Origin of the sequence: Sulfurifustis variabilis (assembly GCF_002355415.1) — a bacterium.
Classification (GTDB): Bacteria; Pseudomonadota; Gammaproteobacteria; order Acidiferrobacterales; family Sulfurifustaceae; genus Sulfurifustis; species Sulfurifustis variabilis.
Genome location: NZ_AP014936.1, coordinates 1,371,642 through 1,397,667 on the forward strand (window position 1 = coordinate 1,371,642; position 26,026 = coordinate 1,397,667).

The 26,026-nt window shown below is 69.9% G+C and carries 24 protein-coding genes; 12 read left to right on the forward strand and 12 right to left on the reverse strand.

All coding sequences use genetic code 11. The features are described 5' to 3' along the window. Nucleotides 1-624: 624 nt before the first annotated feature. The 5 genes from prpC to SVA_RS06700 all read right to left on the reverse strand — a co-directional run bounded on the left by prpC (nucleotide 625) and on the right by SVA_RS06700 (nucleotide 5,713). Nucleotides 625-1,758, reverse strand: coding sequence for a bifunctional 2-methylcitrate synthase/citrate synthase (prpC, locus tag SVA_RS06680; protein WP_096460498.1), 1,134 nt, complete (start codon nucleotides 1,756-1,758; stop codon nucleotides 625-627). Beyond that, nucleotides 1,755-2,648, reverse strand: coding sequence for a methylisocitrate lyase (gene prpB, locus SVA_RS06685; RefSeq protein WP_096460499.1), 894 nt, complete (start codon nucleotides 2,646-2,648; stop codon nucleotides 1,755-1,757). The genes prpC and prpB overlap by 4 nt, the downstream gene beginning before the upstream one ends. Further along, on the reverse strand, nucleotides 2,645-4,555 hold the full coding sequence (locus SVA_RS06690) for a propionyl-CoA synthetase (RefSeq protein ID WP_096460500.1): 1,911 nt from the start codon (nucleotides 4,553-4,555) through the stop codon (nucleotides 2,645-2,647). Before SVA_RS06690 ends, prpB begins: the two co-directional genes overlap by 4 nt. Nucleotides 4,556-4,730: 175 nt before the next feature. Then, the gene (locus SVA_RS06695) at nucleotides 4,731-5,345 is read right to left on the reverse strand and encodes a class I SAM-dependent methyltransferase (RefSeq protein WP_096462852.1); all 615 of its coding nucleotides are present in this window, start codon (nucleotides 5,343-5,345) and stop codon (nucleotides 4,731-4,733) included. A 122-nt stretch (nucleotides 5,346-5,467) separates the two neighbouring features. Beyond that, nucleotides 5,468-5,713, reverse strand: coding sequence for a hypothetical protein (locus SVA_RS06700; RefSeq protein ID WP_096460501.1), 246 nt, complete (start codon nucleotides 5,711-5,713; stop codon nucleotides 5,468-5,470). 167 nt (nucleotides 5,714-5,880) lie between these two features. Here SVA_RS06700 and SVA_RS06705 point away from each other — a divergent pair, with 167 nt between their 5' ends. The 5 genes from SVA_RS06705 to SVA_RS06725 all read left to right on the forward strand — a co-directional run bounded on the left by SVA_RS06705 (nucleotide 5,881) and on the right by SVA_RS06725 (nucleotide 11,124). Further along, nucleotides 5,881-7,146 (forward strand): endonuclease/exonuclease/phosphatase family protein, encoded by a 1,266-nt coding sequence (locus SVA_RS06705; RefSeq protein WP_096460502.1) that lies wholly within the window; start codon nucleotides 5,881-5,883, stop codon nucleotides 7,144-7,146. 44 nt (nucleotides 7,147-7,190) lie between these two features. Further along, nucleotides 7,191-8,804 carry a phospholipase D-like domain-containing protein gene (locus SVA_RS06710; protein WP_169923996.1) on the forward strand — a complete coding sequence of 538 codons (1,614 nt, stop codon included), beginning with the start codon at nucleotides 7,191-7,193 and terminating at the stop codon, nucleotides 8,802-8,804. A 261-nt stretch (nucleotides 8,805-9,065) separates the two neighbouring features. After that, a complete protein-coding gene (locus SVA_RS06715) occupies nucleotides 9,066-10,019 on the forward strand; it encodes a ribonuclease HII (RefSeq protein ID WP_197703397.1) in 954 nt (317 codons plus the stop codon). 65 nt (nucleotides 10,020-10,084) lie between these two features. After that, entirely contained in the window at nucleotides 10,085-10,663 is a 579-nt protein-coding gene (locus SVA_RS06720; protein ID WP_096460504.1) for an NUDIX hydrolase, read from the forward strand. 2 nt (nucleotides 10,664-10,665) lie between these two features. Beyond that, entirely contained in the window at nucleotides 10,666-11,124 is a 459-nt protein-coding gene (locus tag SVA_RS06725; RefSeq protein WP_096460505.1) for a tellurite resistance TerB family protein, read from the forward strand. An 831-nt stretch (nucleotides 11,125-11,955) separates the two neighbouring features. Here SVA_RS06725 and SVA_RS06730 read toward each other — a convergent pair. Beyond that, on the reverse strand, nucleotides 11,956-14,091 hold the full coding sequence (locus SVA_RS06730) for an FAD-dependent oxidoreductase (protein WP_096460506.1): 2,136 nt from the start codon (nucleotides 14,089-14,091) through the stop codon (nucleotides 11,956-11,958). 77 nt (nucleotides 14,092-14,168) lie between these two features. Here SVA_RS06730 and SVA_RS06735 point away from each other — a divergent pair, with 77 nt between their 5' ends. Continuing rightward, nucleotides 14,169-14,390 (forward strand): hypothetical protein, encoded by a 222-nt coding sequence (locus SVA_RS06735; RefSeq protein WP_096460507.1) that lies wholly within the window; start codon nucleotides 14,169-14,171, stop codon nucleotides 14,388-14,390. 10 nt (nucleotides 14,391-14,400) lie between these two features. On the opposite strand, the gene SVA_RS06740 is transcribed toward SVA_RS06735, so the two are convergent. Further along, nucleotides 14,401-14,883 (reverse strand): hypothetical protein, encoded by a 483-nt coding sequence (locus SVA_RS06740; RefSeq protein WP_096460508.1) that lies wholly within the window; start codon nucleotides 14,881-14,883, stop codon nucleotides 14,401-14,403. 283 nt (nucleotides 14,884-15,166) lie between these two features. Between SVA_RS06740 and SVA_RS06745 the strand changes: the two genes are divergently transcribed. The 3 genes from SVA_RS06745 (at nucleotide 15,167) to SVA_RS06755 (ending at nucleotide 18,153) form a co-directional block, all read left to right on the forward strand. Further along, entirely contained in the window at nucleotides 15,167-16,831 is a 1,665-nt protein-coding gene (locus SVA_RS06745) for an ExeA family protein (RefSeq protein WP_096460509.1), read from the forward strand. Then, nucleotides 16,831-17,598: a general secretion pathway protein GspB gene (locus tag SVA_RS06750; RefSeq protein WP_096460510.1), complete on the forward strand. Its 768-nt coding sequence runs from the start codon at nucleotides 16,831-16,833 to the stop codon at nucleotides 17,596-17,598. The genes SVA_RS06745 and SVA_RS06750 overlap by 1 nt, the downstream gene beginning before the upstream one ends. Nucleotides 17,599-17,733: 135 nt before the next feature. Beyond that, nucleotides 17,734-18,153, forward strand: coding sequence for a CBS domain-containing protein (locus tag SVA_RS06755; RefSeq protein ID WP_169923997.1), 420 nt, complete (start codon nucleotides 17,734-17,736; stop codon nucleotides 18,151-18,153). A gap of 184 nt (nucleotides 18,154-18,337) precedes the next feature. Here the strand turns inward: SVA_RS06755 and SVA_RS06760 are convergent, their stop codons facing one another. From SVA_RS06760 to SVA_RS19760, 5 genes are all read right to left on the reverse strand, one after another. Then, nucleotides 18,338-19,525 carry an SRPBCC family protein gene (locus tag SVA_RS06760; protein ID WP_096460512.1) on the reverse strand — a complete coding sequence of 396 codons (1,188 nt, stop codon included), beginning with the start codon at nucleotides 19,523-19,525 and terminating at the stop codon, nucleotides 18,338-18,340. An 85-nt stretch (nucleotides 19,526-19,610) separates the two neighbouring features. Further along, nucleotides 19,611-19,877 carry a cytochrome c-552 like protein gene (locus SVA_RS06765; protein ID WP_096460513.1) on the reverse strand — a complete coding sequence of 89 codons (267 nt, stop codon included), beginning with the start codon at nucleotides 19,875-19,877 and terminating at the stop codon, nucleotides 19,611-19,613. Between the two features lie 2 nt (nucleotides 19,878-19,879). After that, entirely contained in the window at nucleotides 19,880-21,190 is a 1,311-nt protein-coding gene (locus tag SVA_RS06770; RefSeq protein WP_096460514.1) for a sulfite oxidase, read from the reverse strand. Nucleotides 21,191-21,277: 87 nt separating this feature from the next. Beyond that, nucleotides 21,278-22,141 carry a dihydrofolate reductase family protein gene (locus SVA_RS06775; protein WP_096460515.1) on the reverse strand — a complete coding sequence of 288 codons (864 nt, stop codon included), beginning with the start codon at nucleotides 22,139-22,141 and terminating at the stop codon, nucleotides 21,278-21,280. A gap of 166 nt (nucleotides 22,142-22,307) precedes the next feature. Further along, entirely contained in the window at nucleotides 22,308-22,466 is a 159-nt protein-coding gene (locus SVA_RS19760) for a hypothetical protein (RefSeq protein WP_169923998.1), read from the reverse strand. A 132-nt stretch (nucleotides 22,467-22,598) separates the two neighbouring features. Here SVA_RS19760 and SVA_RS06780 point away from each other — a divergent pair, with 132 nt between their 5' ends. The 3 genes from SVA_RS06780 to SVA_RS06790 are packed head-to-tail and all read left to right on the forward strand — an operon-like array spanning nucleotide 22,599 to nucleotide 25,963. Then, complete coding sequence (locus SVA_RS06780; protein ID WP_096462854.1) at nucleotides 22,599-23,339, forward strand: DUF72 domain-containing protein; 741 nt, start codon at nucleotides 22,599-22,601, stop codon at nucleotides 23,337-23,339. 29 nt (nucleotides 23,340-23,368) lie between these two features. Further along, nucleotides 23,369-24,541 (forward strand): polysaccharide pyruvyl transferase family protein, encoded by a 1,173-nt coding sequence (locus tag SVA_RS06785; RefSeq protein ID WP_096460516.1) that lies wholly within the window; start codon nucleotides 23,369-23,371, stop codon nucleotides 24,539-24,541. After that, nucleotides 24,542-25,963 (forward strand): FAD-dependent oxidoreductase, encoded by a 1,422-nt coding sequence (locus SVA_RS06790; RefSeq protein ID WP_096460517.1) that lies wholly within the window; start codon nucleotides 24,542-24,544, stop codon nucleotides 25,961-25,963. The last annotated feature ends 63 nt before the right edge of the window (nucleotides 25,964-26,026 follow it).

Genomic DNA, 26,026 nt, shown 5'->3' on the forward strand with positions numbered 1-26,026 from the left:
GAAAGGATTTGACTGCTCGAGTCGCTTCGCGACGGGTTATGACGCGGGGTTCCGCCCCCGCGCGACGGGTCGATTTCTTTGCTCGCCCAAAGAAATCGACGAAAGAAAGGGCGCCCCGATCGCTCGCCGCCCCTTCGGGGCGGTCCCCTGCGCTCCTCGCCTGTCCCGGGACGCTCGCCAACTCGCCGGGCGCATAAAACGCGCCTCGGGCTCGATCAAAGGCTCGCGCAATCCTCCCGGCCAGGCTCCGGTGCTCGGCGAGCTCAACGGGGACCCAACGGCAACCCACCTCAACTCGAAACGAAGAAAGTTGCCTTTCCGCGGTTTGGGGGCCCCGTATGGCGCGCCCGATCCTCGCGCTCCGAGCGCCGCGAGCCCGAAGGGCGACCGGCAGGGATGCCGGTCGGTCGTCCAGCCGGCGCAGGATGCGCCGTCTGGCGACCTCATAGCGCGAGGCAGCGAGGGGCGGGGGGTTTCGCGCCATTCGGGGCGTGCTTTCTTTGGCTACTTTCTTTGCACGAGCAAAGAAAGTAGCCCGTCGTGCGGGGGCGGAACCCCGCGTCATATAAACGTCGCGAAGCGACTCGAGTCCTTGAGCGTCGAACATAAGGGGACGCCGTGTTGTCAGCCGCGCTGCTCGATCGGCACGTAAGCCCGCTGTGACGGCCCGATGTACTCGGCGTTCGGCCGGATCAGGCGGTTGTCGGCGCGCTGCTCCATGAGGTGCGCGGCCCAGCCCGTGATGCGCGAGCAGACGAAGAGGGGCGTGAAGAGGTCGGTCGGCACGCCCATGAAGTGGTAGGTCGACGCCGAGTAGAAGTCGAGGTTCGGAAACAGCCGCTTCGCGTCCCACATCGTTTTCTCGATTGCTTCGGAGACGGGGAAGAGGGTGCGGTCGCCGGTGTCCTCGGCGAGGCGCTTCGACCACTGCTTGATCACCACGTTGCGCGGATCGGAGATGCTGTAGACCGCGTGGCCGAAGCCCATGATCTTCTCCTTGCGCGCGAGCATCGCCTTCACGCCCTCGGCGGCTTCCTCCGGGCTCGTGAAGCGTTCGATCAGCGCCATGGCCGCCTCGTTGGCGCCCCCGTGCAGGGGCCCGCGCAGCGTCCCGATGCCTGCCGTGATGGCGGAGTAGAAGTCCGAGAGGGTCGCGGTGGCCACGCGTACGGCGAAGGTCGAGGCGTTGAATTCGTGCTCGGCGTAGAGCACGAGCGAGACGTCCATCGCGTCGCGATGCAGCGGCTTCGGGGTCCGGCCGAGGATCAGGTGCAGCGCATGACCGGCGAGCGTCGGTTCGTCGGTGACGGTGTCGACGCGCCGGCCGTGGCGCGCGTAGTGATACCAGTAGGCCATGATGCCCGGGAACGCCGCGAGCAGGCGGTCGGCGATGTCCTGCTGACGGTCGAAGCCCGCCTCGGGCTCGAGTGTGCCGAGCATGGAGCAGCCCGTGCGCATCACGTCCATGGGGTGCGCCGTCCCCGGGATGCGCTCGAGCACCTCCTTCAGCGCGCCCGGCAGCTCGCGCAGGCCGCGCAGGCGCTTCACGTAGGCGTTCAGCTGGCTGCGAGTCGGCAGCTCGCCCTTGAGGAGCAGGTAGGCGACCTCTTCGAAGGTGGATTTTCCAGCGAGCTCGATGATGTCGTAGCCGCGGTAATTGAGGCCCATGCCTTCCACGCCGCACGTGCAGATCGCCGTCCGGCCGGCGTTGACGCCCCGCAGGCCCGCCTGGTTCGTCACCTGCTTCTTCTCGCTCATTTCTCCTTCCCCTTGCCGAAGAGGTCGTCGAGCATCCGCTCGTAGCGGTGGTAGTCCAGCACCTCGTAGAGCTCGGCGCGCGTCTGCATGGCGTCGAGCGCGTCTCTCTGGGTGCCGTCGGTGCGGATCGTGCGGTAAACCGCCTCGGCCGCTCGGCTCATGGCGCGGAAGGCGGAGAGCGGATAGAGCGCGAGCGCGACGCCCGCCTCGCGCAGCTCCGCGAGCGTGAAGAGCGGCGTTTTCCCGAACTCGGTGATGTTCGCGAGGATCGGGACGCCGACCGCCTCGGCAAAGCGCCGGTACTGGTCGAGCCCGGTCACCGCCTCCGGGAAGATCATGTCCGCGCCCGCCTCGCGGCACGCCTGGGCGCGCTCGATCGCCGCGTCGAGTCCCTCGACCGCGAGCGCGTCGGTGCGCGCCATGATGACGAAGTCCTCGTCCCCGCGCGCGTCGACCGCGGCCTTGATGCGGTCGACCATCTCGTCCTTCGGCACGATCGCCTTGCCCGGCCGGTGGCCGCAGCGCTTGGCCTGCACCTGGTCCTCGATGTGCATGCCGCCCGCGCCGGCCCGCGTCAGCTCGCGCACGGTGCGCGCGATGTTGAACGCGCTGCCGAAGCCCGTGTCGGCGTCGACGAGCAGGGGCAGGGCGGTCGCGGCGCAGATGCGCCGCGTGTCTTCGAGGACGTTGTCGAGCGTGGTGATGCCGAGGTCGGGGAGCCCGAAGGAGGCGTTCGCGACGCCGGCGCCGGAGAGATAGAGCGCGCGGAACCCGGCGCGTTCGGCGAGCAGCGCGCTGTAGGCGTTGATGGCGCCGACGACCTGCAGGGGCCGTTCCTCGGCCACGGCGGCGCGCAAGCGCCCGCCGGCGGACGACACGGGCGCGGTCATCGGGCCTGCGACGCCGGCGCGTGCGGATAGCCGAGCGCGTGCAGGGCCTGCGTGATCTCGCCGAGGATCGCCGGGTCGTCGATGGTCGGCGGCACCTGGTACTGCTGGCCGTCGGCGATCTTGCGCATCGTGCCCCGCAGGATCTTGCCCGAGCGTGTCTTCGGGAGGCGCTTCACCACGATCGCCTGCTTGAACGCCGCCACCGGGCCGATGCGGTCGCGCACGAGCTGCACGACCTCCTTCACGATCTCTTCCTGCGGCCGGTTCACGCCGGCCTTGAGCACGATCATCCCCACGGGAAGCTCGCCCTTGATCTCGTCGGCCGCGCCGATGACGGCGCATTCGGCGACGTCCGGGTGCGAGGCGAGCACTTCCTCCATCGCGCCGGTCGAGAGCCGGTGGCCGGCGACGTTGATGATGTCGTCGATGCGGCTCATGATCCAGAGGTACCCGTCCTCGTCCTTGTAGCCGGCGTCGCCGGTGAGGTAATAGCCGGGGAAGGGGTCGAGGTAGTACTTCCTGTAGCCGTGGTCGTTCTTCCACATCGTGGGCAGGCTGCCCGGCGGCAGCGGCAGCTTGATCGCGATACTCCCGATCGTCCCGTCGCCCACCTGCTTGCCGTTCGCGTCGAGCACCTGCACGTCGTAGCCGGGCACGGGCTTCGTCGCCGAGCCGGGCTTCACCGGAAACGTCTCGATCCCGATGCAGTTGGACGCGATCGGCCAGCCGGTCTCCGTCTGCCACCAGTGGTCGATCACGGGAACGTTGAGCTGCTTCTGCGCCCAGAGGAGCGTGTCGGGGTCGCAGCGCTCGCCGGCGAGGAACAGCGTGCGGAAGCCCGCACGGTCGTACTTGCGGATGTGCTCCCCGTTCGGGTCCTCGCGCTTGATCGCGCGAAACGCGGTCGGCGCGGTGAAGAGCGTCGAGACCTTGTGCTCCGAGACCACGCGCCAGAACGCGCCCGGGTCGGGCGTGCCGACCGGCTTGCCCTCGAACAAAATCGTGGTGCAGCCGTGCAGCAGCGGGCCGTAGACGATGTACGAATGCCCCACCACCCAGCCCACGTCCGAGGCCGCCCAGTACACCTCGCCGGGCTCGACGCCGTAGATGTACTTCATGCTCCACTTGAGCGCGACGGCGTGGCCGCCGTGGTCGCGCACGACGCCCTTGGGAATGCCGGTCGAACCGGAGGTATAAAGGATGTACAGCGGGTCGGTCGAGGCGACCGGCACGCAGTCGACCGGCTGCGCGCCGGCGACTTCTTCCCAGTCGACGTCGCGCCCGGCGACGAGCGCGGCGCGGTGCTGCGGGCGCTGGTAGACGATGCAGCGTTCCGGCTTGCTCGTCGCGATCCGGATCGCGCCGTCGAGCAGCGGTTTGTACTCGACGACCCGGTTCGGCTCGATGCCGCAGGAGGCCGAGACGATCAGCTTGGGTTCGGCGTCATTGATGCGCTTGGCGAGCTCCTGCCCGGCGAAGCCGCCGAACACCACCGAGTGGATCGCCCCGATGCGGGCGCAGGCGAGCATCGCGATCACCGCCTGCGGGATCATCGGCATATAAATGATCACGCGGTCGCCTCGATCCACCCCCTGGCTCCGCAGCGCGCCGGCGAAGCGGGCGACCTCGTCGCGCAGCTCCCGGTAGGTGTAGGTGCGGACGGTCCGGGTGACGGGGCTGTCGTAGATCAGCGCCGGCTGCTCGGCCCGGCCGTTCTCGACGTGACGGTCGAGCGCGTTGTAGCAGGTATTGAACAGCCCGCCGGCGAACCAGCGGTAGAAGGGGGCGCGCGAGTCGTCGAGCACGCGCTCCCACCTGCGTTCCCAGTGCAGGGCCTCGGCCGCCTCGCCCCAGAACCCTTCCGGGTCGCGCAGCGACCGGAGGTACATCGCCTGGTAAGCGTCCATCTCGGTCTACCCCCTCGTGGTGGTTGCTTATCGGGCGCGGGCGCCGCGCCGATCGTCCTCCCGTGCGCGCTTCTGTGGGTGGTTGTGCGGGGGCGGGGTGGGCTCCGCCGGGCGCGCTTTCGATATTGAACCCGGGACCGCCGAATAGCTCAAGGACCGCGCCGGCGGCGCGGGATCAGCGGCGCCGAAAGAGCCCGTAGACGAACTCCTGCGGCGTGCCGGACGGCGTCCGGTGGGTTTCCGTCCGGCCCTCGACCGTTTCGAAGGCGGGGCCGAGCTCCCGCGCGAGCCCGGGCAGGTCGTAACGGACGATCTCGAGCCCGCTGCAGCGCTCGGGGCCGCCCGGGCCGAACGTGGCGATCACGGCGTGGCCGCCCGGTGCCAGGGTCCCGGCGAGCAGGCCCCGGTAGCGATTCCGGTCTTCGGCCTGCGTGAGGAAATGGAACACGGCGCGATCGTGCCAGAGATCGAAGCCGCAGGCGGGAAGCACGGCCTGCGTGACGTCCGCCTCGATCCACTGCACCGTGTCCGCCCGCGGCCCGAGGCGAGCGCGCGCGCCCGCGATCGCCGCACGCGAGATATCGAGCACGGCGAGCTTGTGAAAACCGAGGGTGAGGAGATCGTCGACGAGGGTCGATGCGCCGCCGCCGACGTCGATCATCCGCGCGCCGAGGGGCGGCGCGCACGCGAGGATCAACTCGAGCGAGCGCAGGAGGCGCGGCTGGTACCAGCTGACGCCGGTGGGCTGCCGGGTTTCGTAGATCCGTTCCCAGTGCGATTTTCGATCCACGCCGCCGCACCCCGCGAATGAACGGCCTTTCATGCTAGAGCGCGCGCGGACGAACACGCTTGACGCAGGTCAAGCGAACGCGGGAGGTCCGCGCGCGGCGCGCGGACGGGAAGGACGGCTCGCTAGGGCTGGTCCGGGAAGCGGATCAGCCGCGACACCTCGGCGGTCCGCTCCATTTCGCGCTGTGCCTCGCCGCGGCCCATCTCCTTGCCGACCTTGTACGCGATCCAGGCGAGCGGAACGAGGGCGAGGAGCAGTACGTTGCTGTAGAGCGCGAAGAGCGCGAGCACGAGCATGAGAAAGGCGATGCCGCTGCTCCGGATCTCCTCCCAGCGGTGTTGCTTCGCGAGCGCGTGATATTCGTCCATGACCGATCTCCGAAGGAAGCGCTTCAGTCTCACACGGACCGGCGTACGCAAACATGAGAGCGCCGCCGCGGGCATCGCGACCGGCGCAAATCCATGGGGTCGCCGCGGGGGCTCGACAGGCGGGAACCGGACGGCTAAGGTGCGCCCGCCGGTTACCCATCCTCCCGATGCAGCTACTCGCCGTCGTCCTGTTCGCCCTGCTCCTCGTCGCCTGCTCGCCTCCCGTGGAAGAGAGCGCCCTCGGGAGCCGCCTGGTGAGCGCGCCCTGCGTGGCCGGGGCCGCGGCCTGGATGATCGGGGACGACCCGGCGCAGGTCGACGTGCCGCCTGACGCGCCCGCGCTGCGGGTGGCGACCTACAACCTGCACAGCGGCCTGGGATACCAGCGGGCCTTGCGCCGGTCCCGCGGCGAAGTCGAGCGCAACCTGCGCGGCATCGCCGCGGCGATCGCCCGTGCCGGCGCCGAGCCGGTCGACGTCGTGGGATTGAACGAGGTCGACTTCGACAGTCGCCGCAGCGGCGGCTTCGATCAGGCGGCATTCATTGCCGACGAGCTCGAGCGCCTGACGGGCGCGCGTTACCGCGTCGTGTACGGCGAGACGCGGCGCCGCCGCGTCCCGGGATTCGAGCTGCGGTTCGGCAACGCGGCGCTCGTCCGGCATCCGGTCCTGCACGACAACGCCTGCCTCTACGACAGCGCATCGAACTGCACCGTCACGGGAAAGACCGCGAGCTTTCCGGTCCTGCACGCGGGCGGCTTCGGCCATGAGCTGGCGCACGAGGGCCGGGGGGTGATCACGCTCACGATCGAGTTCCACGGGCGCTTGCTCGACGTGCTCGTGACCCACCTCGAGGCGTTCGCGCTCGCCGACCGCGAAGCGCAGGCGGCGCATCTCGTCAGGCACTTCATCCAGCCGGACCGCACGACGGTGCTGCTCGGCGACATCAATGCCGTGCCCACGGCGCTGACCTACGGGCGCGCCTTCTTCGCGGCCGACCGCACGCACGACATCCTCACGAGCGGCCCGCTCGCCGATGCGCGCGTCCTGAGGGCCTCCATGGCGCGGGAGGCGGATTGGACGGCCTGGGCGACGTATCCCGCGCGGCGTCCGGTGTGGCCGCTCGACGCGGTGCTCGGCTCCCTGGACCTCGTGCCGAACGAGGTCCAGGCGATCGGGGAGGGCGAGTCGGATCATCGGGGGTTCTACGTGGAATACCGCGTCGCGGACGCCGCGCCCGTCCTCGAGGCGCAGCGCGCACGTCATGACGCCATCCGGCGCCGACAGCTGGCGCAGATCCTGCGCTGCGATCTCGCCGGAGAGGAGGGCGAGCGGCGCGGCAAGCTGCGATGGCTCGCCGAGGGCACGGGCTTTCTCGACATCGCCACGGCCGTCGAGCGGGAGTTGCTGTCGGCGAAGCGGGGAGCGCCCTAGCGCGCCGGCGTCCGTTTAGAATGAACGTTCGCACGGATGCGGGCATGAACAGAGGCAAAGCGATCACCGTATTGTTGTTGGGGTTCGGCGTGGCGCTGGCATGGGCGAGCTGCCGGCAGCCGGCCGATCCCGCGGCGTCGCGCGACGCCCGGCCTCCTGAGCTCGCGCACTTCGGCCCGTATGATGCCGGAATGAACCTGCGCGAGGCCTACGAGTCCCTGCCGCGCGGGGGTGGAGAGCGGATCGGGCTGCGGTTGATCGTGCCCAACATGGAGGCCTGGTCGGCGCGCTGGCGCCTGCTCGAGCAGGCGCGCGAGACGCTCGACATCAGCTACTTCATCGTCCGAGAGGACTTTTTCGGCGCCGCCTTCCTCGGGCATCTGCTCGCCAAGGCGCGGCAGGGCGTGCGGATCCGGCTGCTGCTCGACGCGCAGGGCAGCTCCATGGCGGGCCTGAGCCCCCGCGGGAACGACTGGCTCGACGCGCTCGCCAACACCGGCAACGTCGCCATCAAGCTTTACCGCCCGCTCGCGAATCGCTACCTCGAGGCGCTGTTCACGCTGAATCCCGTCGCGGCGGTCGCCAGCGAGCACGACAAGATCGTCGTCGTCGACGGACGCCGGGGGATGATCGGCGGGCGGAACATCTCGGCCGAGTACTTCGCGCACCCGAGCGACATGAAGGACGCGTTCGAGGACACCGATCTCATCCTCACCGGGCGATCGATCGCGGACGCGCTCACGCAGGCATTCGAGTCCCAGTACGACAGCGCGGGCGCGCGCAAGCTGCCTGCCGAGCGCGTGGATCTCGCCGACTTCGCGGACGAGCTGACGCTCGCCTACCGGACGATGGACGCGTGGATCAAGGGCCGGCCGCTCGACGAGTTCGTTCAGGCCGCCACCGAACGCAAGCTGGCCTGGCCCGACGAGATGAAACGCTACGCGCGGCTGCGCGGCACGTACGCGGCCAGGGAACCCCCGGACACCGTCGCGGAGACGCGCATCCTGGACTCGCGCACGCGCCTGGAGGCGCGCGGAGACGTGATCGGCGAGGGCCTCGCGCGGCTGGTGCAGAGTGCCAGCCGGGAGATCCTGGTCCAGAGCCCGTACCTGGTGCTGTCCGAGGGCGCCGTCGCGACGCTCGAGGCGGCCGGACGCCGCGGCGTCCGGATCACGATCATCACGAACAGCCCGATCTCGAGCGACAACGCGCTGAGCCAGGCGTTCTTTCTCGAACAATGGCCCGAACTGCTTGCGCGCGTGCCCGGGCTGCGCATCTTCGTCGCCGGAAGGCCGCGGAACATCCACAGCAAGGTGGCCGTGTTCGACGACGAGGTGGCCCTCGTCGGCACCTACAACCTCGACCCCGTCAGCATGGCCGTGAACAGCGAGATCATGGCCGCGGTGTGGTCGCGCGCGTTCGCGCGCCTCGCCGCCGCCCATCCGCGCGAGCAGATCGCCGAAGGACCGCCGGGGCTGTACGAGTATCGTATCGAGCGAACCGCGAGCGGGCAGCCCGTCCGCGGCAAGGACGGCCGGCCGGTCGTCGCGTTCGGACCGAAGGACCATACGTCGCCCTCCGACTGGCGCAAGGTGCAGGCGTACTGGGCGATGCTGCGCGCCGCCGAGAAGCTGCCGGGTCTCGCTCCGCTGTTTTGACCACAGAACAGGTCGAGCGGCCTTTCCGTCATTGTGAGCGCATCCGATGTTCCGAGGGGCTCGACATCGAGATTTCTCGCGTTGCTCCGGATGACCGCGCGGTCAGATTGCGGAGCCTGTGCCGAGCGCAGCGCGGGAGCGCTTCGCTCCTCGCAACGACGACTTCGATGTTTTCATAAGCGTCCGGCGTTTGCGATCAGCGGGCCACTCGGCTAACGTAGCGGCCGGACCGGGCGTCCCGCGCCCGAACGCCGATCTCGCGTGGCCCTCGACCTGCAAAAGCTCGCCATTTCCGAAATCCGCGCACGCCTGCTCAAGGACGACGGACCGGTTTCGCCCCAACTCCTGAATGCGCTCAAGCGCGACGCCCGTCGCGGCGTACGCGACCTGTATACGCTCGCCAAACGGCGCGCCGATCGCGCGCGCGAGGAGCGGGCGCGGCTCGACGCGATGCTCAACTTCGAGCGCGTGCTGTGGAAGTCGGGCGTGAAGTACATCGCGGGCGTGGACGAGGTGGGCGTCGGCCCGCTCGCCGGACCCGTGGTCGCCGCCGCCGTGGTGTTCGCGCCGGACACGTCCATCGACGGCGTGGACGACTCGAAGCGCCTCGATCCGGAGCGGCGCCGGGAGCTCGCCGATCGCATCCGGGACAGCGCCCTCGGGATCGGCATCGGCGCCGCCACCGTGGAGGAGATCGACCGGCTCAACGTCTACCAGGCGGGCCTGCTTGCGATGCGGCGCGCGGTCGAGGCCCTCCCGCTGCCGCCGCAGCACGTGCTGGTCGATGCGCGCACTATCCCCGGCGTCGCCGCTCCGCAGAACCCGTTCACGAAGGGCGACGGCATCAATTTCTCCATCGCGGCCGCCTCGATCGTGGCCAAGACGCACCGCGACCGGCTGATGGAGGAGTGCGATCCGCAGTATCCGGAGTACGGCTTCGCGCGCCACAAGGGTTACAGCACTCCCGAGCACCAGGCCGCGATCCGCAGGTATGGACCCTGCCCGCTGCACCGCGTCTCGTACCCCTTCATCCGCGAGCTGCGCGGGCAGTACTCGCCGCTCTTCTACGAGCTCCAGGCGCTGCTCGCCCGCGCGCGCACCGCGAAGCAGCTGGATGCGGTCGAGCGCCGCTTCAAGACCTGCTCCGAGGAGCTCGGCGAGCACGAGGCGCGGAAGCTGAAGCTCGTGCTGTCGCGGCGCTGGAAGGCCCTCTAGCCGCCTTCACCGCCGCCGCGCGGTGTTACAATAGCCCCCGATTCTCTTCTGCGGTCCGATTACGCGTGAAATACTGCAGTCTCTGCGGGGCGCCGGTCGAGCAACGCGTCCCGGACGGCGACAATCTCCCGCGCCACGTCTGTGGCCAGTGCGGCACGATCCACTACACCAACCCGAAGGTGGTGGTCGGGTGCATTCCGCGCTGGGAAGACCGCATCCTCCTGTGCCGGCGCGCGATCGAGCCGCGCCTCGGTCTGTGGACGCTCCCCGCGGGTTTCCTGGAGAACGAGGAAACCACGATCGAAGGCGCCATGCGCGAGACGCTCGAGGAGGCGTCCGCGCGCGTCGAGGTGAAGGACCTCTACACGCTCTTCAACCTGCCGCACGTCAACCAGATCTACGTGATGTTCCTCGGCGACCTGCTCGACCTCGACTACGGCCCGGGACCGGAAAGCCTCGAGGTCGACCTGTATCGCGAGGAGGAAATTCCCTGGGATCGCATTGCCTTCCCGGTGGTCGAGCAGACCCTGAGGCTGTTCTACGAGGACCGGCGGCGCGGGAGCTTCGGCGTGCACACCGGTGACATCCGCCGCCTTCCGGGGGAGGGGCGGGTCTACGACATACGGATGCTGAAGGGGCGCTGACCGTGCTGGACGCCATCCGTCAGTTTTTCGACAAGAACATCCGCGGCGAGACGGGGGACGACGCGTCGAGCGAACATCGGCTGCGGACGGCGACGGCCGCGCTGCTCGTCGAGATGGCGCGCATGAGCACCGACGTCACCGACGAGGAGCGCGAGACGGTGCGCCGCGCCGTTCAGGACAAGTTCGGCCTGAGCGCGGAGGAGACGCGCGAGCTCCTGCGCCTCGGGGAGGAGGAGGCGCGCGATGCGACCGATTACTTCCAGTTCACCTCGCTGATCAACGAGTCCTTCACGCCCGAGCAGAAGGTGCGGCTGGTGGAGCACCTCTGGCGCGTGGCCTACGCGGACGGCCACCTGCACGTGTACGAGGAGCACCTCGTGCGCAAGATCGCCGACCTCATCCACGTGCCGCACAAGGCGTTCATCGCGGCGAAGCTGAGAGCGAAGGAGTTGGCCACCTGAGCTCACTTTGTTCTTCTCCCTCTCCCGCTTGGCGGGAGAGGGCAGGGTGAGGGCAATAACCTAACTGCTCGAGTCGCTCCGCGACGTGATATGACGCGGGGTTCCGCCCCCGCACGACGGGCTACTTTCTTTGCTCGTGCAAAGAAAGTAGCCAAAGAAAGCACGCCCCGAATGGCGCGAAAGCCCCCGCCCCTCGCTGCCTCGCGCTTTTGAGGTCGCCAGACAGCACATCCTTGTGCTGACTGGCGACCGACCGGGATCCTCCCGGTCGCCCTTCGGGCTCGCGGCGCTCGGAGCGCTCGGGTCGGGCGCGCCAGACGGGGACCCCACTGCGACAGCACTTCCGTTTCAGGGCGGAGGTGGTTTGGGGTGAGTCCCCGTTGAGCTCGCCGAGCACCGGAGCCTGTCCCGGGGGAAATACGCAAGCAATGATCGAGCCCGAGGCGCGTTTTAAGCGCCCGGCGAGTTGGCGAGCGTCCCGGGACAGGCGAGGAGCGCAGGGGACCGCCCCGAAGGGGCGGCGAGCGATCCGGGGCGCGCTTTCTTTTGGTGACTTTGGATGCGCGCCGTCCGTGGCGCGCCCCCTGCGGGCGCGCTCGTGAGGCGCGCGTCCAATTTCGCTCCCGGCGAAATTGTCTTTGCACGAGCGAAGACCCATTCGACGGGATCGAATGGGGACAGCCGCAGGCTGCCCGCAGGGCGAAGGCCCGGGAAGGCCTGAGTCCAAAGCCACCTGCCGTGGGTCAGCCACCCACAAGTACAGATTATTACTTCGACTGGCCGCCCGGAGGGCGGTCGACAACTAGACGGACTGCTCGCAAGCACAACGAACTATCCCCGCCGCCAGGCATGATATCGCTCCAGTAACCGCAGCATCCCTTCCGGCGCGTGCGCCCGCTTCCACGCGCCCGCCGCGTACTTGTTCGCCTCCGCGAAGGTCGGGTAGATGTGGATCGTCGAGAGGATCTTGTTGAGCCCGAGGCCGTGGCGCATGGCGGCCACGTACTCGGCGATGATCTCGCCCGCATGTGAGCCGGCGATGGTCGCGCCGAGTATCCGATCCTTGCCGGGCACGCTGAGCACCTTCACCAGCCCGCGCGCCTCGCTGTCCGCGATGGCGCGGTCGAGGTCCGCGAGATCGTACGTCGTCGCTTCGTACGCGATGCCGCGCGCGCGGGCCTCGTGCTCGTTAAGGCCCACGCGCGCGATCTCGGGATCGGTGAACGTGCACCAGGGAATCACCGAGTAGTCGGCGCGAAAGCGGCGCATCCCGCCGAAGAGGGCGTTGACGGATGCGTACCACGCCTGATGGGAGGCGACGTGCGTGAAGCGGAAGGGACCGGCCACGTCCCCGCAGGCGTAGATGGTGGGGATGCGCGTGCGCAGGTACTCGTCGACCTCGATCCCGCCGTCGGCCGTCGTCCCGATGCCGAGCGTCTCGAGTCCGAAGCCCTTCACGTTCGCGCGTCGGCCGAGCGCGACGAGGACGCGATCGAAAGGAATCTCGACGCGCCCGCCGTCGTGCTCGCACACCGCGACGTGCCCGGCCGGCGCGCGGCGAAAGGCGACGGCCGTATGCTCGAGCCGCAGGTCGATGCCTTCCGCGCGAAAGGCGCCGGCGAGCATCGCGGAAAACTCGGCGTCTTCGCGCGGGAGCAGGCGCGCGCCGCGCTGCACGAGCGTGACGGCGGAGCCGAAGCGCGCGAAGCATTGGGCGAGCTCGCAGCCGATCGGGCCGCCTCCGAGCACGAGCAGCCGCCGCGGGAGCTCGCGCAGGTCCCAGATCGTGTCGGAGGTGAGGTAGCCGACTTCCTCGATACCCGGGATCGCCGGCACGGACGGCGTCGATCCCGTGGCGATCACGATGTTGCGCGCGGTGAGCGTGCGCCCGTTCACCTCGACGGCGTACGGCGACACGACGCGCGCTTCGCCGGGGACGCATTCGACGCCGAGGCGCGTATAGCGCTCGGCCGAGTCGTGGGGCTCGACCGCGCGTATCACGCGCTGCACCCGCTCCATGACCTCCGCGAAGTCGAACTCGACGCTCGCGGATCGCATTCCGTATTCGCGCGCGCGCTTCGCTTCGGCGACGAAGCGGGCCGAGCGGATGAGCGCTTTCGAGGGAACGCAGCCGGTGTTCAGGCACTCGCCGCCCATCCTGTGCTTCTCGACGAGGGTCACCTTCGCGCGCACGGCCGCCGCGATGTAGGCGGCGACCAGGCCGGCCGAGCCGGCGCCGATCACGATCAGGTTGCGGTCGAAACGGCGCGGGCGCGGAACGCCGCGCAGGGCGCGCCGCCCGCGCGCCCACTCCAGCGTTTTCTTCGCCGCCATGGGGAACACGCCGAGCAGGACGAACGCCGCGATCAGCCCGGGCGAGAGCAGGCCGGCCAGCGACTCGACGCGCCCGAGCTCGCGGCCGGCGTTCACGTAGACGAGCGTGCCCGGGAGCATGCCGACCTGGCTGACGAGGTAGTAGAGCCCGGTGCGGATGGGCGTCAGGCCCATCAGCAGATTGATGGCGAAGAAGGGAAAGAGCGGCACCAGCCTCAGCGTGAAAAGATAGAACGGTCCGTCGCGCTCGATGCCCCGGTTCACCGCATGCAGGTTCGCGCCGAAGCGCCGCTGCACCGCGTCGCGGAACAGGAAGCGCGAGGCCAGGAAAGCGAGCGTCGCGCCGATGCTGGATGCAAAGGAGACGATGACCGTGCCCCACAGCAGGCCGAAGACAGCGCCGCCCGCGAGCGTGAGCACCGCCGCGCCGGGCAGCGAAAGCCCGGTCACGGCCACGTAGATCGCGAAGTAGGCGGCCGCGGTTCGCCACGGCCGCGACAGGAAGTACGCCTCGAGGGCGTCGCGCCGGGCCTTGAGGTACTCGAGTCGGAGAAAATCGCCGAGGTCGAAAACGAAGAAGGCGAGGATCAGCGCCGCGAGGATCAGGGCGATGGCGAGGCGGCTCGCTTTCATGGGCCTTTGCGCGGCGTTATTCTTCGTCGGCCGGGACGACGAGATTACGCCAGATACGGGGCAGGCGCGAGGGCCGCATGCGAAGTTTCACCGATCAGGAAGGGGCGACCTGGGACGCCGCGATCGAGCGCGAATCGTACGGCGCGTACCGGCTCATCTTCGCGCGGCGGAGCGGCCACGAGCTCAGGCACCTTCTGCTCGAGGCGTCGACCTTCGACGACGCGCGCAGCGAGCTGGACGGGCTGTCCGAACCGGCGCTGCGCGAGCGCCTGGCGCGGGCCGAGCCCTGGGCCGTCTGAACGCGAATCGTTACTGCTCGATCTCGTGCTCCCGGACCGGCACGAAGCGGGCGCCGCCGCAGGCGGGAGCGAGCACGACGACCTGTGTCTTCGGAAAGACCGCCGGGCCGAGCCCGCGGTCGAGCTTGAGGAGCTGGCGGCACGGCCGTTCGAGCAGGGCGGCGGGCGGCAGCTCCAGGCGGAAGCCGACGATGTCGTCCGACTCCTCGGCCTCGGCCCAGCGCGTCTCGGTCCGAACGCGTTCGAGCTCGTGGGAGAGCCCGGGGTTTCCGGCGGCGTCGCGGCCCTCGGCCAGCGCCTCAAGGAGCGCCTCGGCGAGGCGGATACGGGCCGGACTGTCCGGGGGTTCGCCCGGAATCTGCACCCCGTCGTGGGCGACGTAGACGCGGGCGAACTCGAGCGGGTCGTAGCGCCGTCGGGTGCGCAACGCGGCGCGGGCCTCGGCGACGGCATTCCGGATGCGGTCGATCTGCTCGGAGGTGTAGTCGCGCATGAGCGGCGATCTTAGCGCAGCGCGCGCCCCGCGCAATCGGTCGGCTGGCCAGCCCCGAGGCGGGGGGGTAAAATTCCGCCGCCGCGGAACTGCGCCCTGGACCGGCCGACTCACCTTCTTTGTTCCAGCGGCTCCGATCTCCTATTCTCTCTAGAGGCGAGCGCAGGGAGGCCCTCTGCCGACGGCACACCGCCGACGACGGGTTTGCATGACCATATATAAGGAACCGCCGGCCACCGCCCGCTCTCCGGGCGACCGGGGCCGGCCGAGGGGCGGCTGACGCATGTACACGCAGTACTTCGGCTTGCGCGAAAATCCCTTCGCGCTTCCGCCCGATCCGCGCTACCTGTACCTGAGCCTGCGCCATCAGGAGGCGCTCGCGCACCTCATGTACGGGATCACGCAGGCGGGCGGATTCGTCCAGCTCACGGGCGAGGTGGGCACCGGCAAGACCATGATGATCCGCGCGCTGCTGGAGCGGCTGCCGGAGAACGTCGATGTCGCCCTGATCCTGTATCCCTTCCTCTCCGTCGAGGAGTTCGTGACCGCGATCCTCGACGAGTTCCGGATCCCGCGACCCGAGCGGCCCGAGAGCCTGAAGGTCCTGATCGACGCCCTCAACCGGTTCCTGATCGAGAACCACGGCAAGGGCCGGCGCACGGTGCTCATCATCGACGAAGCGCAGAAGCTGTCGCGCGAGGTGCTCGAGCAGATACGGCTGCTCACGAATCTGGAAACGACCAAGGAGAAGCTGCTCCAGATCCTGCTCGTGGGGCAGCCCGAGCTCGACCACGTCCTCGCCCAGCCCGATCTGCGCCAGCTCGCGCAGCGGATCACCGCGCGCTACAACCTCAAGTCGCTGCTTCCGAAGGAGACCGCCGAGTACGTCATACACCGGCTGCGCGTGGCGGGCGCGAAGCAGCCGATCTTCACGCGCTCCGCGATCGCCCTGTTGCACCGGCTCTCGGGCGGCACGCCGCGTCTCATCAACGTGATCTGCGATCGCGCGCTGCTCGGCGCCTACGGTCTCGGCCGGAACGTCGTCACGAGCGCCATGGTGCGGCGCGGAGCGCAGGAGATCGGCCGCGCCGCGCCCCGGCGCTACGCCATCGCCGCCGGCATCGCCGCGATCGCGCTGCTCGCCGCGGGCCTCGGCGGCTGGCAGCTTTCGGCCCGGCTCACGCCGGCGCCGGCCGCGCCTGAGGCTATTCCCGTCGAGGTCGCACCCGCTCCGCCCCCGGTCGCCGGCGGCGAACCGGCGACCGCGAACGGCGGCGCCGCGGCCGAGACCGCGACCGAGCCGGCGCCGGCTCGCGTCGAGGACCTCTTCAACGATCCCGCGATCGCGCTGGATACCGAAAGCGCGCTCGCCGCGCTGTTCGCGCAGTGGCGCCGCGACTACGCGCGCCTCGAAGGCAAGACCGGTTGCCAGCGCGCGCAGAGCATCGGGATGCGCTGCGTCTATGGCTCCGGCAACTGGAACCGTCTGCGCCAGCTCGACCGGCCCGCGGTCATCGAGCTGCTCGACGCCGAGGGCCGGCGCCACCACGTGCTGGTGACCGGCATCGGCGACGAGCGCGTCGCGCTCGAAATCGGCGGCAAGGCGCGCGAGTACGCGATCGCCGATCTCGATCGCTACTGGTACGGGAAGTACCTTTCGCTCTGGACGCCCCCGCCCGGCCGTCACGCCGCGTTCAAGCGCGGCATGCGCGGGCCGGGCGTCGTCTGGTTGCGCCAGGCGCTCGCGCGCTTCAACGGCGAGCCCATGCCGGAACGCGCGAGCGAGGTGTTCGATCGCGCGCTGGAGGAGCAGGTAAAGGCCTTTCAGCGCCGTCACGGGCTCGACGACGACGGCATCGCGGGGCGCGGGACCTTGATCCACCTCGACGTCTACGACGGGGGCCGACCGACACCGCGCCTCGCGCGGCTCGCGCGGGAGAGCTCCTGATGTCGTATATCCTGCAGGCCCTGCGGCGGTCGGAGGAGACGCAGCGCTCGCCCGAGCCGCCGCCGATACCCGCCACCGTTCCGGATCTCGCGGAAGAGCCCCGTCGCGTTTTCGTCTGGGCGGCGGTCGTGCTGGCGATCCTGGGTGTGGCGGCGGCCGTCGCCGCCGGCTACTACGTGTACGTCGGCCGCGGCGAAACCGCGAGCGTGGCCGTGCCCGCGACCCCGGTCGTGGCGAAGAAGAAGGCGGAGCCTTCGCCTCGGGCCGCCGCGGCGCCGGAGGTCGGGCCGCGCGCCGGGGACAAGGCCGCCGCCGTCGCGGAGGCGCCCCCGGCGCTCACGCCGGGTCCCTTCGTGGAACCGGCCAGGCGCAGCGAGGTGCGTGACCTCGCCGAGCAGCTGCGCGTGCCGCCGCCGCGGCGAACCGCGAAGGCCCCGGCCGCCGCGCCGCCGATCGCGCCGGTGTCGCCTCGGGAAACCGTGATTCCCGGACCCGCGCCGGTCGCGCCGCCGCCGGTCGCGCTCGTGGACGACGGGATCAAGTTCCTGCGCGCGATGCCGCCCGACTTCCAGCGCGAGCTGCCCGCGCTCGTCGTCAACATCCACATCTACTCGCCGAACGAGGCGGAGCGCATTCTCTATATCAACAACCGCCAGTACCAGGCCGGCGACAGGGTGCGCGAAGACATCCGGGTCGAGGCGATCGTCGAGGACGGCGCCGTGCTCTCGTTCCGCGGTCAGCGCTTCAAGCTGCCACGACCCAGCTGAGCGCGTCGCGCTCGATCTTCCCACCGATTGACACGCCCGAACTGCCGCGTTGTCATGATCGCGTTCGTCTTACGACGGGATCCGTGCCCGTGCGGCGGGCGCGGCCAAAGCGCATCGAAGGATCGAGGAGGCAACATGCTGGCCAGGGAAGTCATGTCGGGCAACATCAAGATGATCCCGAGCAACACGAGCGTCCAGGCCGCGGCGGAGCTGATGCGGCAGATGGATGTCGGCATCCTGCCCGTGGCCGAGGAAGGGCGCCTGGTGGGCACGCTCACGGATCGCGACATCGCGGTGCGCGCCGTGGCGCAGGGCGCCGACCCGAAGGCGACGCCGACGCGCGAGATCATGAGCCGCGACGTGGTGTCGTGCTACGACGACCAGGATGCCCGCGAGGTCGCGCGGGTGATGGAGCGGAACAAGGTGCGGCGCGTGGTGGTGGTGAACCGCGACAACGAGGCGATCGGCCTCATCTCGGTCGACGACCTCGCCGTCCATCCCGAGACCAGGATGCTCGCCGACGAGGTCGTGATGCAGTTTTCGAAGCACCACTGAAGGTCGACTCCTCTTGAACCCTGAATGGAGGTGCGCGCGCGGCGCGCATCGTCCATTCAAGACGCAAGGGTTCGTCATTGCGAGCGCAGCGAAGCAATGACTGCCGGCGGGTGGCGCGATTGCTTCGTCGCGTCGCTCCTCGCAATGACGGGTTCTCCAGCGGTTACTCCTTGGCGTATCCGTATCAGTGCGTCGTCGGCGGTGGCGTGCCCGCCGCCGGCTTCGGGGGCGCGGCCGACGCGGCCTTCGCCGCGGCGTCGTGCGCGCGTACGCCGGTTTCGACGAAGGTCTTCATGCGCATGAGGTCGTCGTTCATCTGGCTCCTCGCGTCCGCGCCGAAAAGCCGGGCGACGACGTGCCCGACGGCGCCCGCGACCGGGTTGTAGGTCATGCGCACGTCCGCGGTCGTCGTGCCGTCCGGGTTTTCCTGGAACCGCACGCGCCCGGCGTGCTGCACGAGGGATCCGGGTTCGGTGCGCCAGGCGATGAACCGGTTCTCCTCGTAGGCGGTCGTCGTCGTGTCGAAGTCGAACTCCATCCCCGCCGGTCCGCGAACGGTCCAGCGCCAGCGCCGGCCGGCGCGCGAATCGTCGATGCGCCTCACGTGCCGCACGTGGGTCATGAACTGCGGATAGTTGTCGCAGTCGGCCCAGACCTTGAAGGTCTTGCCGACCGGGGCATTGATCCGGATCGTCTTCTGGATGTCGACGGCCCGGCGCGCCGCGCCGATGCCCGTCAGCCGGCGCAGCTCGAGGTTGGTGACGGCGCGCGCCAGGAGCAGCGAGCCCGCGATCCCGAGCGCCGTCCCGAGGAGGCCGCCGCGCCCAAAGCCGTACAGCGCCGCCGCGCCACCGCCCATGCCGCCGATGGCGCGAGCGCCCGGGGACCAGTTTCCCTGCGCGAAGGCACGGCGGACGGGACGGCCCTGCAGGCCCGGCACGTTCCCGGCCTCGCTGTGCGCCTCGAGGCGATTCTCGACATCCTGCACCCCCGGCACGTCGAGGACGCGATCGATCAGCAGCGGCACCTCGTGCGCGAGGACGGGCCCGCTCAGCGTGACGCGACCCTGTGCCGCCTTCGCCTCGATGGAGCTCGGGTGGCTGACGACGCGACCGATGCGGGCGCGCACGCGCTCCTCGAGCACGTGATCGCCCGGCGGCTCCTCGGAGGCACGCAACGCCGCGCCGTAACCCTGCGCACGGTTGCGCAGGTCGTGCGCGCCCGCTTCGAAGACGCTCTGCATCCGGTGTCCGGCGTGGACCGCCTGGTCGCGGACCAGCGCGCGCCGCCGCCGACCGCGATCCGGGTCGAGAAAGTACATGAGGGTCGCGCCGACGCCCGCGCCCATGAGCAGTGCTGCCGGGTGATTCATCGGAACCTCCTGTTGTTGCCAAATCAACCGCCCAGGGCTCGCACCGCCGCCGCCGGCCGCGCCGGCGGCGCACGGACGCGGCCGTTCAGTCGCCCGTGCCGTGGTGCTCCACCAGGTAATCGAGGATCAGCGCCTGCTGTTCCGGCGTCACGGAGCACTTGTACTTTTCGACCATGTCCTCGAGCACCCACTCCCAGTTCGCCCGGTCGAGCTGCTGCGACTCCGGCAGCTCGATGCTGTGGCAGGACCCGCAGTAGCCCCGGAACAGCGTCTTCCCGTCCGGGTCGGCGGATTCCTGAGCGGGCGCGGGAAGCGAGACCAGCGCGAGCGCGACGAGCCAGCGCCGGCGCACCCTCAGACGCCCACGCGCACCGGAACCCGGTGTACCACGTTGCCCATGTATCCGCGCGGGTTCCAGGGCTGCGCGAACGGCTGCGCGTTGCCCTTGTCGTCGAACGCGCGCGCCCAGATCTCGTAGTAGCCCATGTCCGGGAACTGCAGATCCGCTTCAAAGCGGTACCACGCGTACGGGTTCGACAGCTGCCGCAGCCTTGCCTCGCTCCAGTTGACGCCGAAGTCCGTCGAGACGAGCACCTTCGTCACGCGGTCCTCGCCGGCCCAGGCGTGTCCGCGCGCGGCCACGTGCTGCCCGGGCTGGAGCCGCGTGTTCTCGGCCGGGTCCGTGATCATCGACTTCACCGTCCACTCGGTCGCGATCACCATGTGCTCCTCGGGCGGCCTGCTCCCCGGCACCACCGGGTAGGCCGGCACGCGGTAGGAGTAGCCGGTCATCTTGTCCGAGTCGTGGACCTGGTCGCGGATCCAGATCCGCGTGAGCCACTTCTGGGAGCAGCTGCCTATCCAGCCGGGGACCACGATCCGGGCCGGGTAGCCGTTCAGCGGATCGAGGTCCCGACCGTTCATGCGATAGGCGATCAGCGTGTGTTCCTCCATCGCCTTGGCGATGGGTATGCCGCGCGAGAACGGCTGCGCGCCCCCGATGGGCGGATCCTCGCCGTAGTGCGCCGTGTAGCGCGCGCTTTCCCTGAGGCCCGCCTGGTTGAGCACGTCCCGAAGCCGCACGCCGGTCCATTCCGCGCACCCGATGGCGCCCCGACGCCACGGGTTGCCGCGCACTTTCGGGTCGAAGAACCCACGGCCGTTGCCGCCGCACTCGATCAAGAGCGGCATGGTCACGGCCGGCATCCGCCTGAGGTCGTCGAGCGTGAGCGTGAGCGGCCGGTTCACTTCGCCGTCGACGGTGAACGACCAGCCCTGCGGATCCCGGTTGGCGGCGCGCTCGGGCACCAGGGCGTTGTTGCGTACGAAGTGCCGCGGCGTCGGGGTGACGTCGGCATCGAGCAGGTGCGGAGGAAACTCGCCGTTGATCGGGCGCGTGTTGTGCACGACCATGCCCGGCTTTCCCGGAATTTCCTGCTCCTGCGCCTCTTGCGCCCACGCGACCGGGATCAGCCCGCGACCGAACAGGCCCGTGAGCGCCGGCCCGGCGCCGGCGCCGAAGCCGAATAGCGCGAGGGCCGCGCCCCCTTTTCCCGCTTTCGTCAGGAACCGCCTTCTCGAGGCGGCGACGTCAAAGCGATCGACGTCGTCGGGATGCGCACCGCTCTCGACGAGCAGCGCGCGCAACTGGTCCCAGGTCGCCATATCCGCCTCCTTGGATGGTCGCTCTCCCTTCTTTCATGCGCGGGCTACGTCCGCTGCGCGCGTTTGCGACGTACCTTCGGAAATCGCTTAGGGGCTGTCAATCGGGGCATGCCCCTCGCGACCCGAGTCATCGCGCTCGCATGTCGCAAAGAGCTGCTCGGATCCGTGCGCGCCGGCGCCGTCGAGGTAGAGCTCGCGGAGACGGAAGCGGTAGGGCGGCACGAGCGTCTCGCCGCGAACCAGCGAATCGAACGCCTCGCCGCCGAGGGCGAGGAGGGCGGTCGTGAGATACAGGCGGTCGAGCAGGCGTGCGGCGAGCAGCGTATGGAGCACCTCCGGACCGCCGATCGCGTAGAGCGTGCGAATGCCGCGCTCGCGCGCGTAACCGACGACATCCGCGCCGCGCACCCGGGGATGGTCGAACCGGCGTACGTCGATCCCGGCGCGCTCGAACCCGCGTGCCTGTCGTGCATCCGCCCCCGATCCGACCAGGATCGCCAGCTCGCTGCCGGGCGGGGCCGCGAGCCCATCGGCCGGAAAGTCGAGCGTCGTGCTCAGGGCGAGACATCTCGGATGGGGCGGCAAGCCGTGCGCCTGTCGCCAGGCGGCGAGATCCCCTTTGGCCGTTTCCGCGACGCACCGAATCGTATCGCGCCCTTCGCCGGCGATCTCGCGCAGGCGCCGCCCGGAGGTGAGCACGGCGTCCGCCTGGGTCGCGAGCTCCAGATAGAGCCGCCAGTCCCGCGGGTTCGTGATGGCCGGCGGCGGCCGGCGCCGGTCGCGCGCGGGCTCTTCGAGCGAGATCCGGCCGTCCAGGCTGACGACGTAGTTGGTGTAGACGTACGGGCGGTCGGCGGGTGCCCGCTCGCGCAGCCGGTGCGCGAGGTAGAGCCCGGTGAGGGGGACGCTCGCGGACGGCGCGGGGTAGAGACGGGTGAGGGGCGCATCCATGCGAGCGAGTCACGGTAACAGATCGCCCCTCATCGAAAGAGGCCGGCGGCTCAGGGGATTAACGCATAGGCCGGAACGCGGTCTTATGGTTAGGTAGCCGGGTGCGCGGGGAAAGCGGCAGCGGCCGCGAGGAGCGCCCGCGGCGGAATGGTGCCTGAAAGAGCCCTCAGCCTGCTGCGCTCGAACGGCGCGCGCTGCGTCTGCGGGTAGGGGGCTCTTCGGGAACTGTCGTGGAGTGCCGGAGGATGCGCCCGAGGACCAGTGCGACGAGCAGTCCCAGGGTGCTCCAGGCGAGGGCGATCATCCACCAGATGTCTTCGATCACTCGGTTCTTCCGTGGGTGGCGCGGCGCCAGAATGCCGCAATTGATTCAGGGTTGCAACGACCACCACGGCGTTTGTGCACGGACTCCGCCGCTCGCGACGATGCGGCCGACGGGCTGCGCCCGGCGGCCGCGGTGAACGGGAAGCTGCGCGTCGGCACGTCCGGCTACCAGTACGGTCACTGGAAGGGCCGGTTTTACCCCGAGGACCTCCCCAAGCGGCTCTGGTTCGGGCATTACGCCCGTCACTTCGACACGGTCGAGATCAACAACACGTTTTACCGCCTGCCGGGGCCCGGTGTATTCGACGCCTGGCAGCAGGCGGCCCCGGCGGGTTTTCTCTATGCGCTGAAATTCAGCCGCTACGGCACGCACCGCAAGCGCCTGCGCGCACCCGCGCAGCCCATCCGGCTCTTCACCTCCCGGGCGCGCAGGCTGAAAGAGCACCTCGGCCCCGTCCTCGTCCAGCTGCCCCCGCGCTGGCACGCCAACCCCGAGCGCCTGAAGGCCTTCGTGGCGCGCCTGCCGGAGGGCCTACGCTGGGCGATCGAGTTCCGTGATCCGAGCTGGCTGACCGAGCCGGTGTTCGATCTGCTCGCGCAGCGGAACGTGGCGCTCTGCGTCCACGACATGCTCGCGGATCACCCGCGCCGGCTCACCGCCGACTTCGCGTACCTGCGCTTCCACGGGGAGCGCTACGGCGGCAGCTACTCGGCCCAGGCGCTGGCCGCGCACGCGCGCCGGATCCGGGCCTGGATGGCCGACGGCATCGACGTGTATGCGTACTTCAACAACGACGCCGAGGCGTACGCGGTGCGTAACGCCGCGGACCTCCGGCGTTACGCCGGCGACATCGGACAACGCGCGGTCGCGTAGCGACGCGGCGCACAGGGACGAAAAGCGCAATGCAGCAGCAAACGAAGACCCCCGAGGTCTATCGCGTCGGTATTTCCGGTTCCTACGGCGGCCTCAATCTCGGCGACGAAGCGATCCTCCAGGGCATCGTCGCGCAACTCCGCCGCTCGCTGCCGGTCGAGATCACGGTGTTCTCGCGCGACGCCGAGGACACGCGCCGGCGGCATCCGGGGGTGGCGCGCGTCGTGCCGGCGCGCAGCCTCGCCCGCGACGCGGTGCGCCCGGAGATCGAGCGGCTGGACCTCCTCATCCTCGGCGGCGGCGGGATCCTCTTCGACGAGGAGGCGAAGGTCTACCTGCGCGAGGTGGATCTCGCGCTCGAGAAGCGCGTCCCGGTCATGACGTACGCCATCAGCGCCGGTCCGCTGAAGACGCCCGAGGCGCAGAAACTCGTGCGCGAATCGCTCTCGCGGGTGGATGTCGTGACCGTCCGCGAACCGGGCGCGCTCAAGGTGCTCGAGGAGATCGGCGTCAAGCGCGACATCGTCGTCACCGCGGACCCGGCGCTGCTGCTCGAGCCGGAGCCGCTCGCTCCCGGCGCGCTAGAGCGGGAAGGGCTCGATCCGGCGCGCCGCCTGATCGGGATGTCGGTGCGCGAGCCGGGCGCCGCCGCGCCCGACATCGACGAGGCGGTGTACCACGGGCTGCTCGCCAACGCCGCCGACTACATGGTCGAGCGCTTCGACGCCGACGTCGTGCTCATTCCGATGGAGCCGAAGATGCTCGACGTGCGCCATTGCCACGCCGTCATCGCCCAGATGCTGCGCGCGCAGCGCGCGACCGTGCTCAAGGGCGAGTACAGCTCCGGGCAGATGCTTTCGCTCGTGGGGCGTCTCGCGTTCGCCGTCGGCATGCGTCTGCACTTCCTGATCTTCGCCGCGCTGCAGGGCGTGCCGTTCGTGGCGCTGCCGTACTCGTCCAAGGTCGAGGGTTTTCTCGCGGACATGAAAATGGTCGTGCCGCCGCTGCACCAGGTGAACGCCGGCCGGCTCCTCGCCTACATCGACCAGTACTGGGACCGGCGCGCGGCGCTGCAGAAGAGCATCAAGAAGCTGGTGCCGGCGCTGCAGAAGCGCGCCCTCGAGACCAACGAGATCGCGGTGCGTCTGCTCACCGGCCGCCCCGCGCGCAGCGCGGCGGCGGTGACCGAAGCGAGGGCCTGAATGCCGGCGCTCGAGCGACCGTCCGAGGAGCTCTCCATTCCGCTCAAGCCGCGACGCGCGCGGCTGGCCGGCGACACGGACGTGCTCGTCGTCGGGGGCGGCCCCGCCGGTCTCGGCGCCGCGCTCGGAGCGGCGGCCGCCGGCGCGCGGGTGGTGCTGGCCGAGCGCTACAGCTTCCTCGGCGGCAACGCCACGGCGGCCCTCGTGATGCCGCTCATGTCCTTCCACACGCAGCACCCGCCCGCCGAGCCGACCGGCGACGAGGACACGCTGCTGCCCACGGACCACGGACCCGGCGACCCGGTGCTCGCCGGGGCGCTGGCGACGCTGCTCGAACGCCTCGTGAAGGCCGGCGGGGCGCTGCCGCCCACGCTGCACACGGGCTACGTGGTGCCCTTCGACCCCGAGCTCTTCAAGCTCGTCGCCCTCGATCTCCTGGACGAGGCCGGTGTGCGCTTCCTGTTCCACGCGTTCGCGAGCGACGTGATCGGCGAGGACAGGCCGGAGGGCGTCGTCTTCGAGACCAAGTCCGGCCCGGTCGTCGTGCGGGCGAAGGCCATCGTCGACTGCACGGGGGACGGCGACATCGCCGCGCGCGCCGGGGCGCCCCATGAGATCGGCAGGCCGGAGGACGGGCTGACGCAGCCGATGACCTTGATGTTCCGGATGGTCGAGTTCGAGCGCGAGCACTTCGTCGAGTACATCCGGGAGCACCCGGACCAGTGGCGCGGCGTGCACGGGCTCTGGGATCTGATCCGCAAGGCGGCCGACGCCGGCGAGCTCGACCTCCCCCGGGAGGATCTGCTCTTCTTCGCGACGCCGCACCCCCGCGAGGTGAGCGTGAACTCCACGCGCGTCACGCGCGTGCTCGGCACCGACGTCTGGGACCTCACCTACGCGGAGTGGCAGAGCCGGCGCCAGATGCGCCAGATCGCCGCCTTTCTGAACAAGCACGTGCCCGGCTTCAAGCACAGCTACGTCGCGCAAAGCGGCACGGCGATCGGCGTGCGCGAGACGCGCCGGATACGGGGCGACTACGAGCTGACCGCGGACGACGTGCTCGTGGCGCGCAAGTTCGACGACGTGATCGCGCGGTGCACCTATCCGATCGACATCCACAACCCGGGCGGAAGCGGCACCCTGCTCCGGCGCGTGCCGCGGGGCGACGCCTACGACATCCCGCTCCGCTCCCTGCTGCCGCGCCAGGTCGAGGGCCTGCTCGTCGCGGGCCGCTGCATATCCGGTTCCCACACGGCGCTTTCGTCGTACCGGGTGATGCCGGTCGCGATGGCGACGGGGCAGGCGGCGGGGGTGTGCGCGGCGCTGGCGGCCGGACGGCAATCCCCGCCGCGCGACGTGCCCCACCGCGAGGTGCAGCGCGAGCTGAAGCGCCAGGGCGCCAACCTGCGCGAGGTGGTGTGAACCGAGTCGTCCGATGCCGCCCGGCCGTGCTAGGCTGGCGGCGGGTCGGTTCCGTCAATCAAC

Bases quoted from the DNA above. Each gene is read 5' to 3' on its own strand.
- SVA_RS06690 (WP_096460500.1), bottom strand. From the start codon at position 4,555: ATGGACGCTTACCAGGCGATGTACCTCCGGTCGCTGCGCGACCCGGAA.
- prpC (WP_096460498.1), bottom strand. From the start codon at position 1,758: ATGAGCGAGAAGAAGCAGGTGACGAACCAGGCGGGCCTGCGGGGCGTC.
- SVA_RS06740 (WP_096460508.1), bottom strand. From the start codon at position 14,883: ATGCGCGACTACACCTCCGAGCAGATCGACCGCATCCGGAATGCCGTC.
- SVA_RS06730 (WP_096460506.1), bottom strand. From the start codon at position 14,091: ATGAAAGCGAGCCGCCTCGCCATCGCCCTGATCCTCGCGGCGCTGATC.
- SVA_RS06775 (WP_096460515.1), bottom strand. From the start codon at position 22,141: ATGGATGCGCCCCTCACCCGTCTCTACCCCGCGCCGTCCGCGAGCGTC.
- SVA_RS06705 (WP_096460502.1), top strand. From the start codon at position 5,881: ATGCAGCTACTCGCCGTCGTCCTGTTCGCCCTGCTCCTCGTCGCCTGC.
- SVA_RS06755 (WP_169923997.1), top strand. From the start codon at position 17,734: ATGCTGGCCAGGGAAGTCATGTCGGGCAACATCAAGATGATCCCGAGC.
- SVA_RS06735 (WP_096460507.1), top strand. From the start codon at position 14,169: ATGCGAAGTTTCACCGATCAGGAAGGGGCGACCTGGGACGCCGCGATC.
- SVA_RS06750 (WP_096460510.1), top strand. From the start codon at position 16,831: ATGTCGTATATCCTGCAGGCCCTGCGGCGGTCGGAGGAGACGCAGCGC.
- prpB (WP_096460499.1), bottom strand. From the start codon at position 2,648: ATGACCGCGCCCGTGTCGTCCGCCGGCGGGCGCTTGCGCGCCGCCGTG.
- SVA_RS06745 (WP_096460509.1), top strand. From the start codon at position 15,167: ATGTACACGCAGTACTTCGGCTTGCGCGAAAATCCCTTCGCGCTTCCG.
- SVA_RS06760 (WP_096460512.1), bottom strand. From the start codon at position 19,525: ATGAATCACCCGGCAGCACTGCTCATGGGCGCGGGCGTCGGCGCGACC.
- SVA_RS06770 (WP_096460514.1), bottom strand. From the start codon at position 21,190: ATGGCGACCTGGGACCAGTTGCGCGCGCTGCTCGTCGAGAGCGGTGCG.
- SVA_RS06710 (WP_169923996.1), top strand. From the start codon at position 7,191: ATGAACAGAGGCAAAGCGATCACCGTATTGTTGTTGGGGTTCGGCGTG.
- SVA_RS06790 (WP_096460517.1), top strand. From the start codon at position 24,542: ATGCCGGCGCTCGAGCGACCGTCCGAGGAGCTCTCCATTCCGCTCAAG.
- SVA_RS06785 (WP_096460516.1), top strand. From the start codon at position 23,369: ATGCAGCAGCAAACGAAGACCCCCGAGGTCTATCGCGTCGGTATTTCC.
- SVA_RS06700 (WP_096460501.1), bottom strand. From the start codon at position 5,713: ATGGACGAATATCACGCGCTCGCGAAGCAACACCGCTGGGAGGAGATC.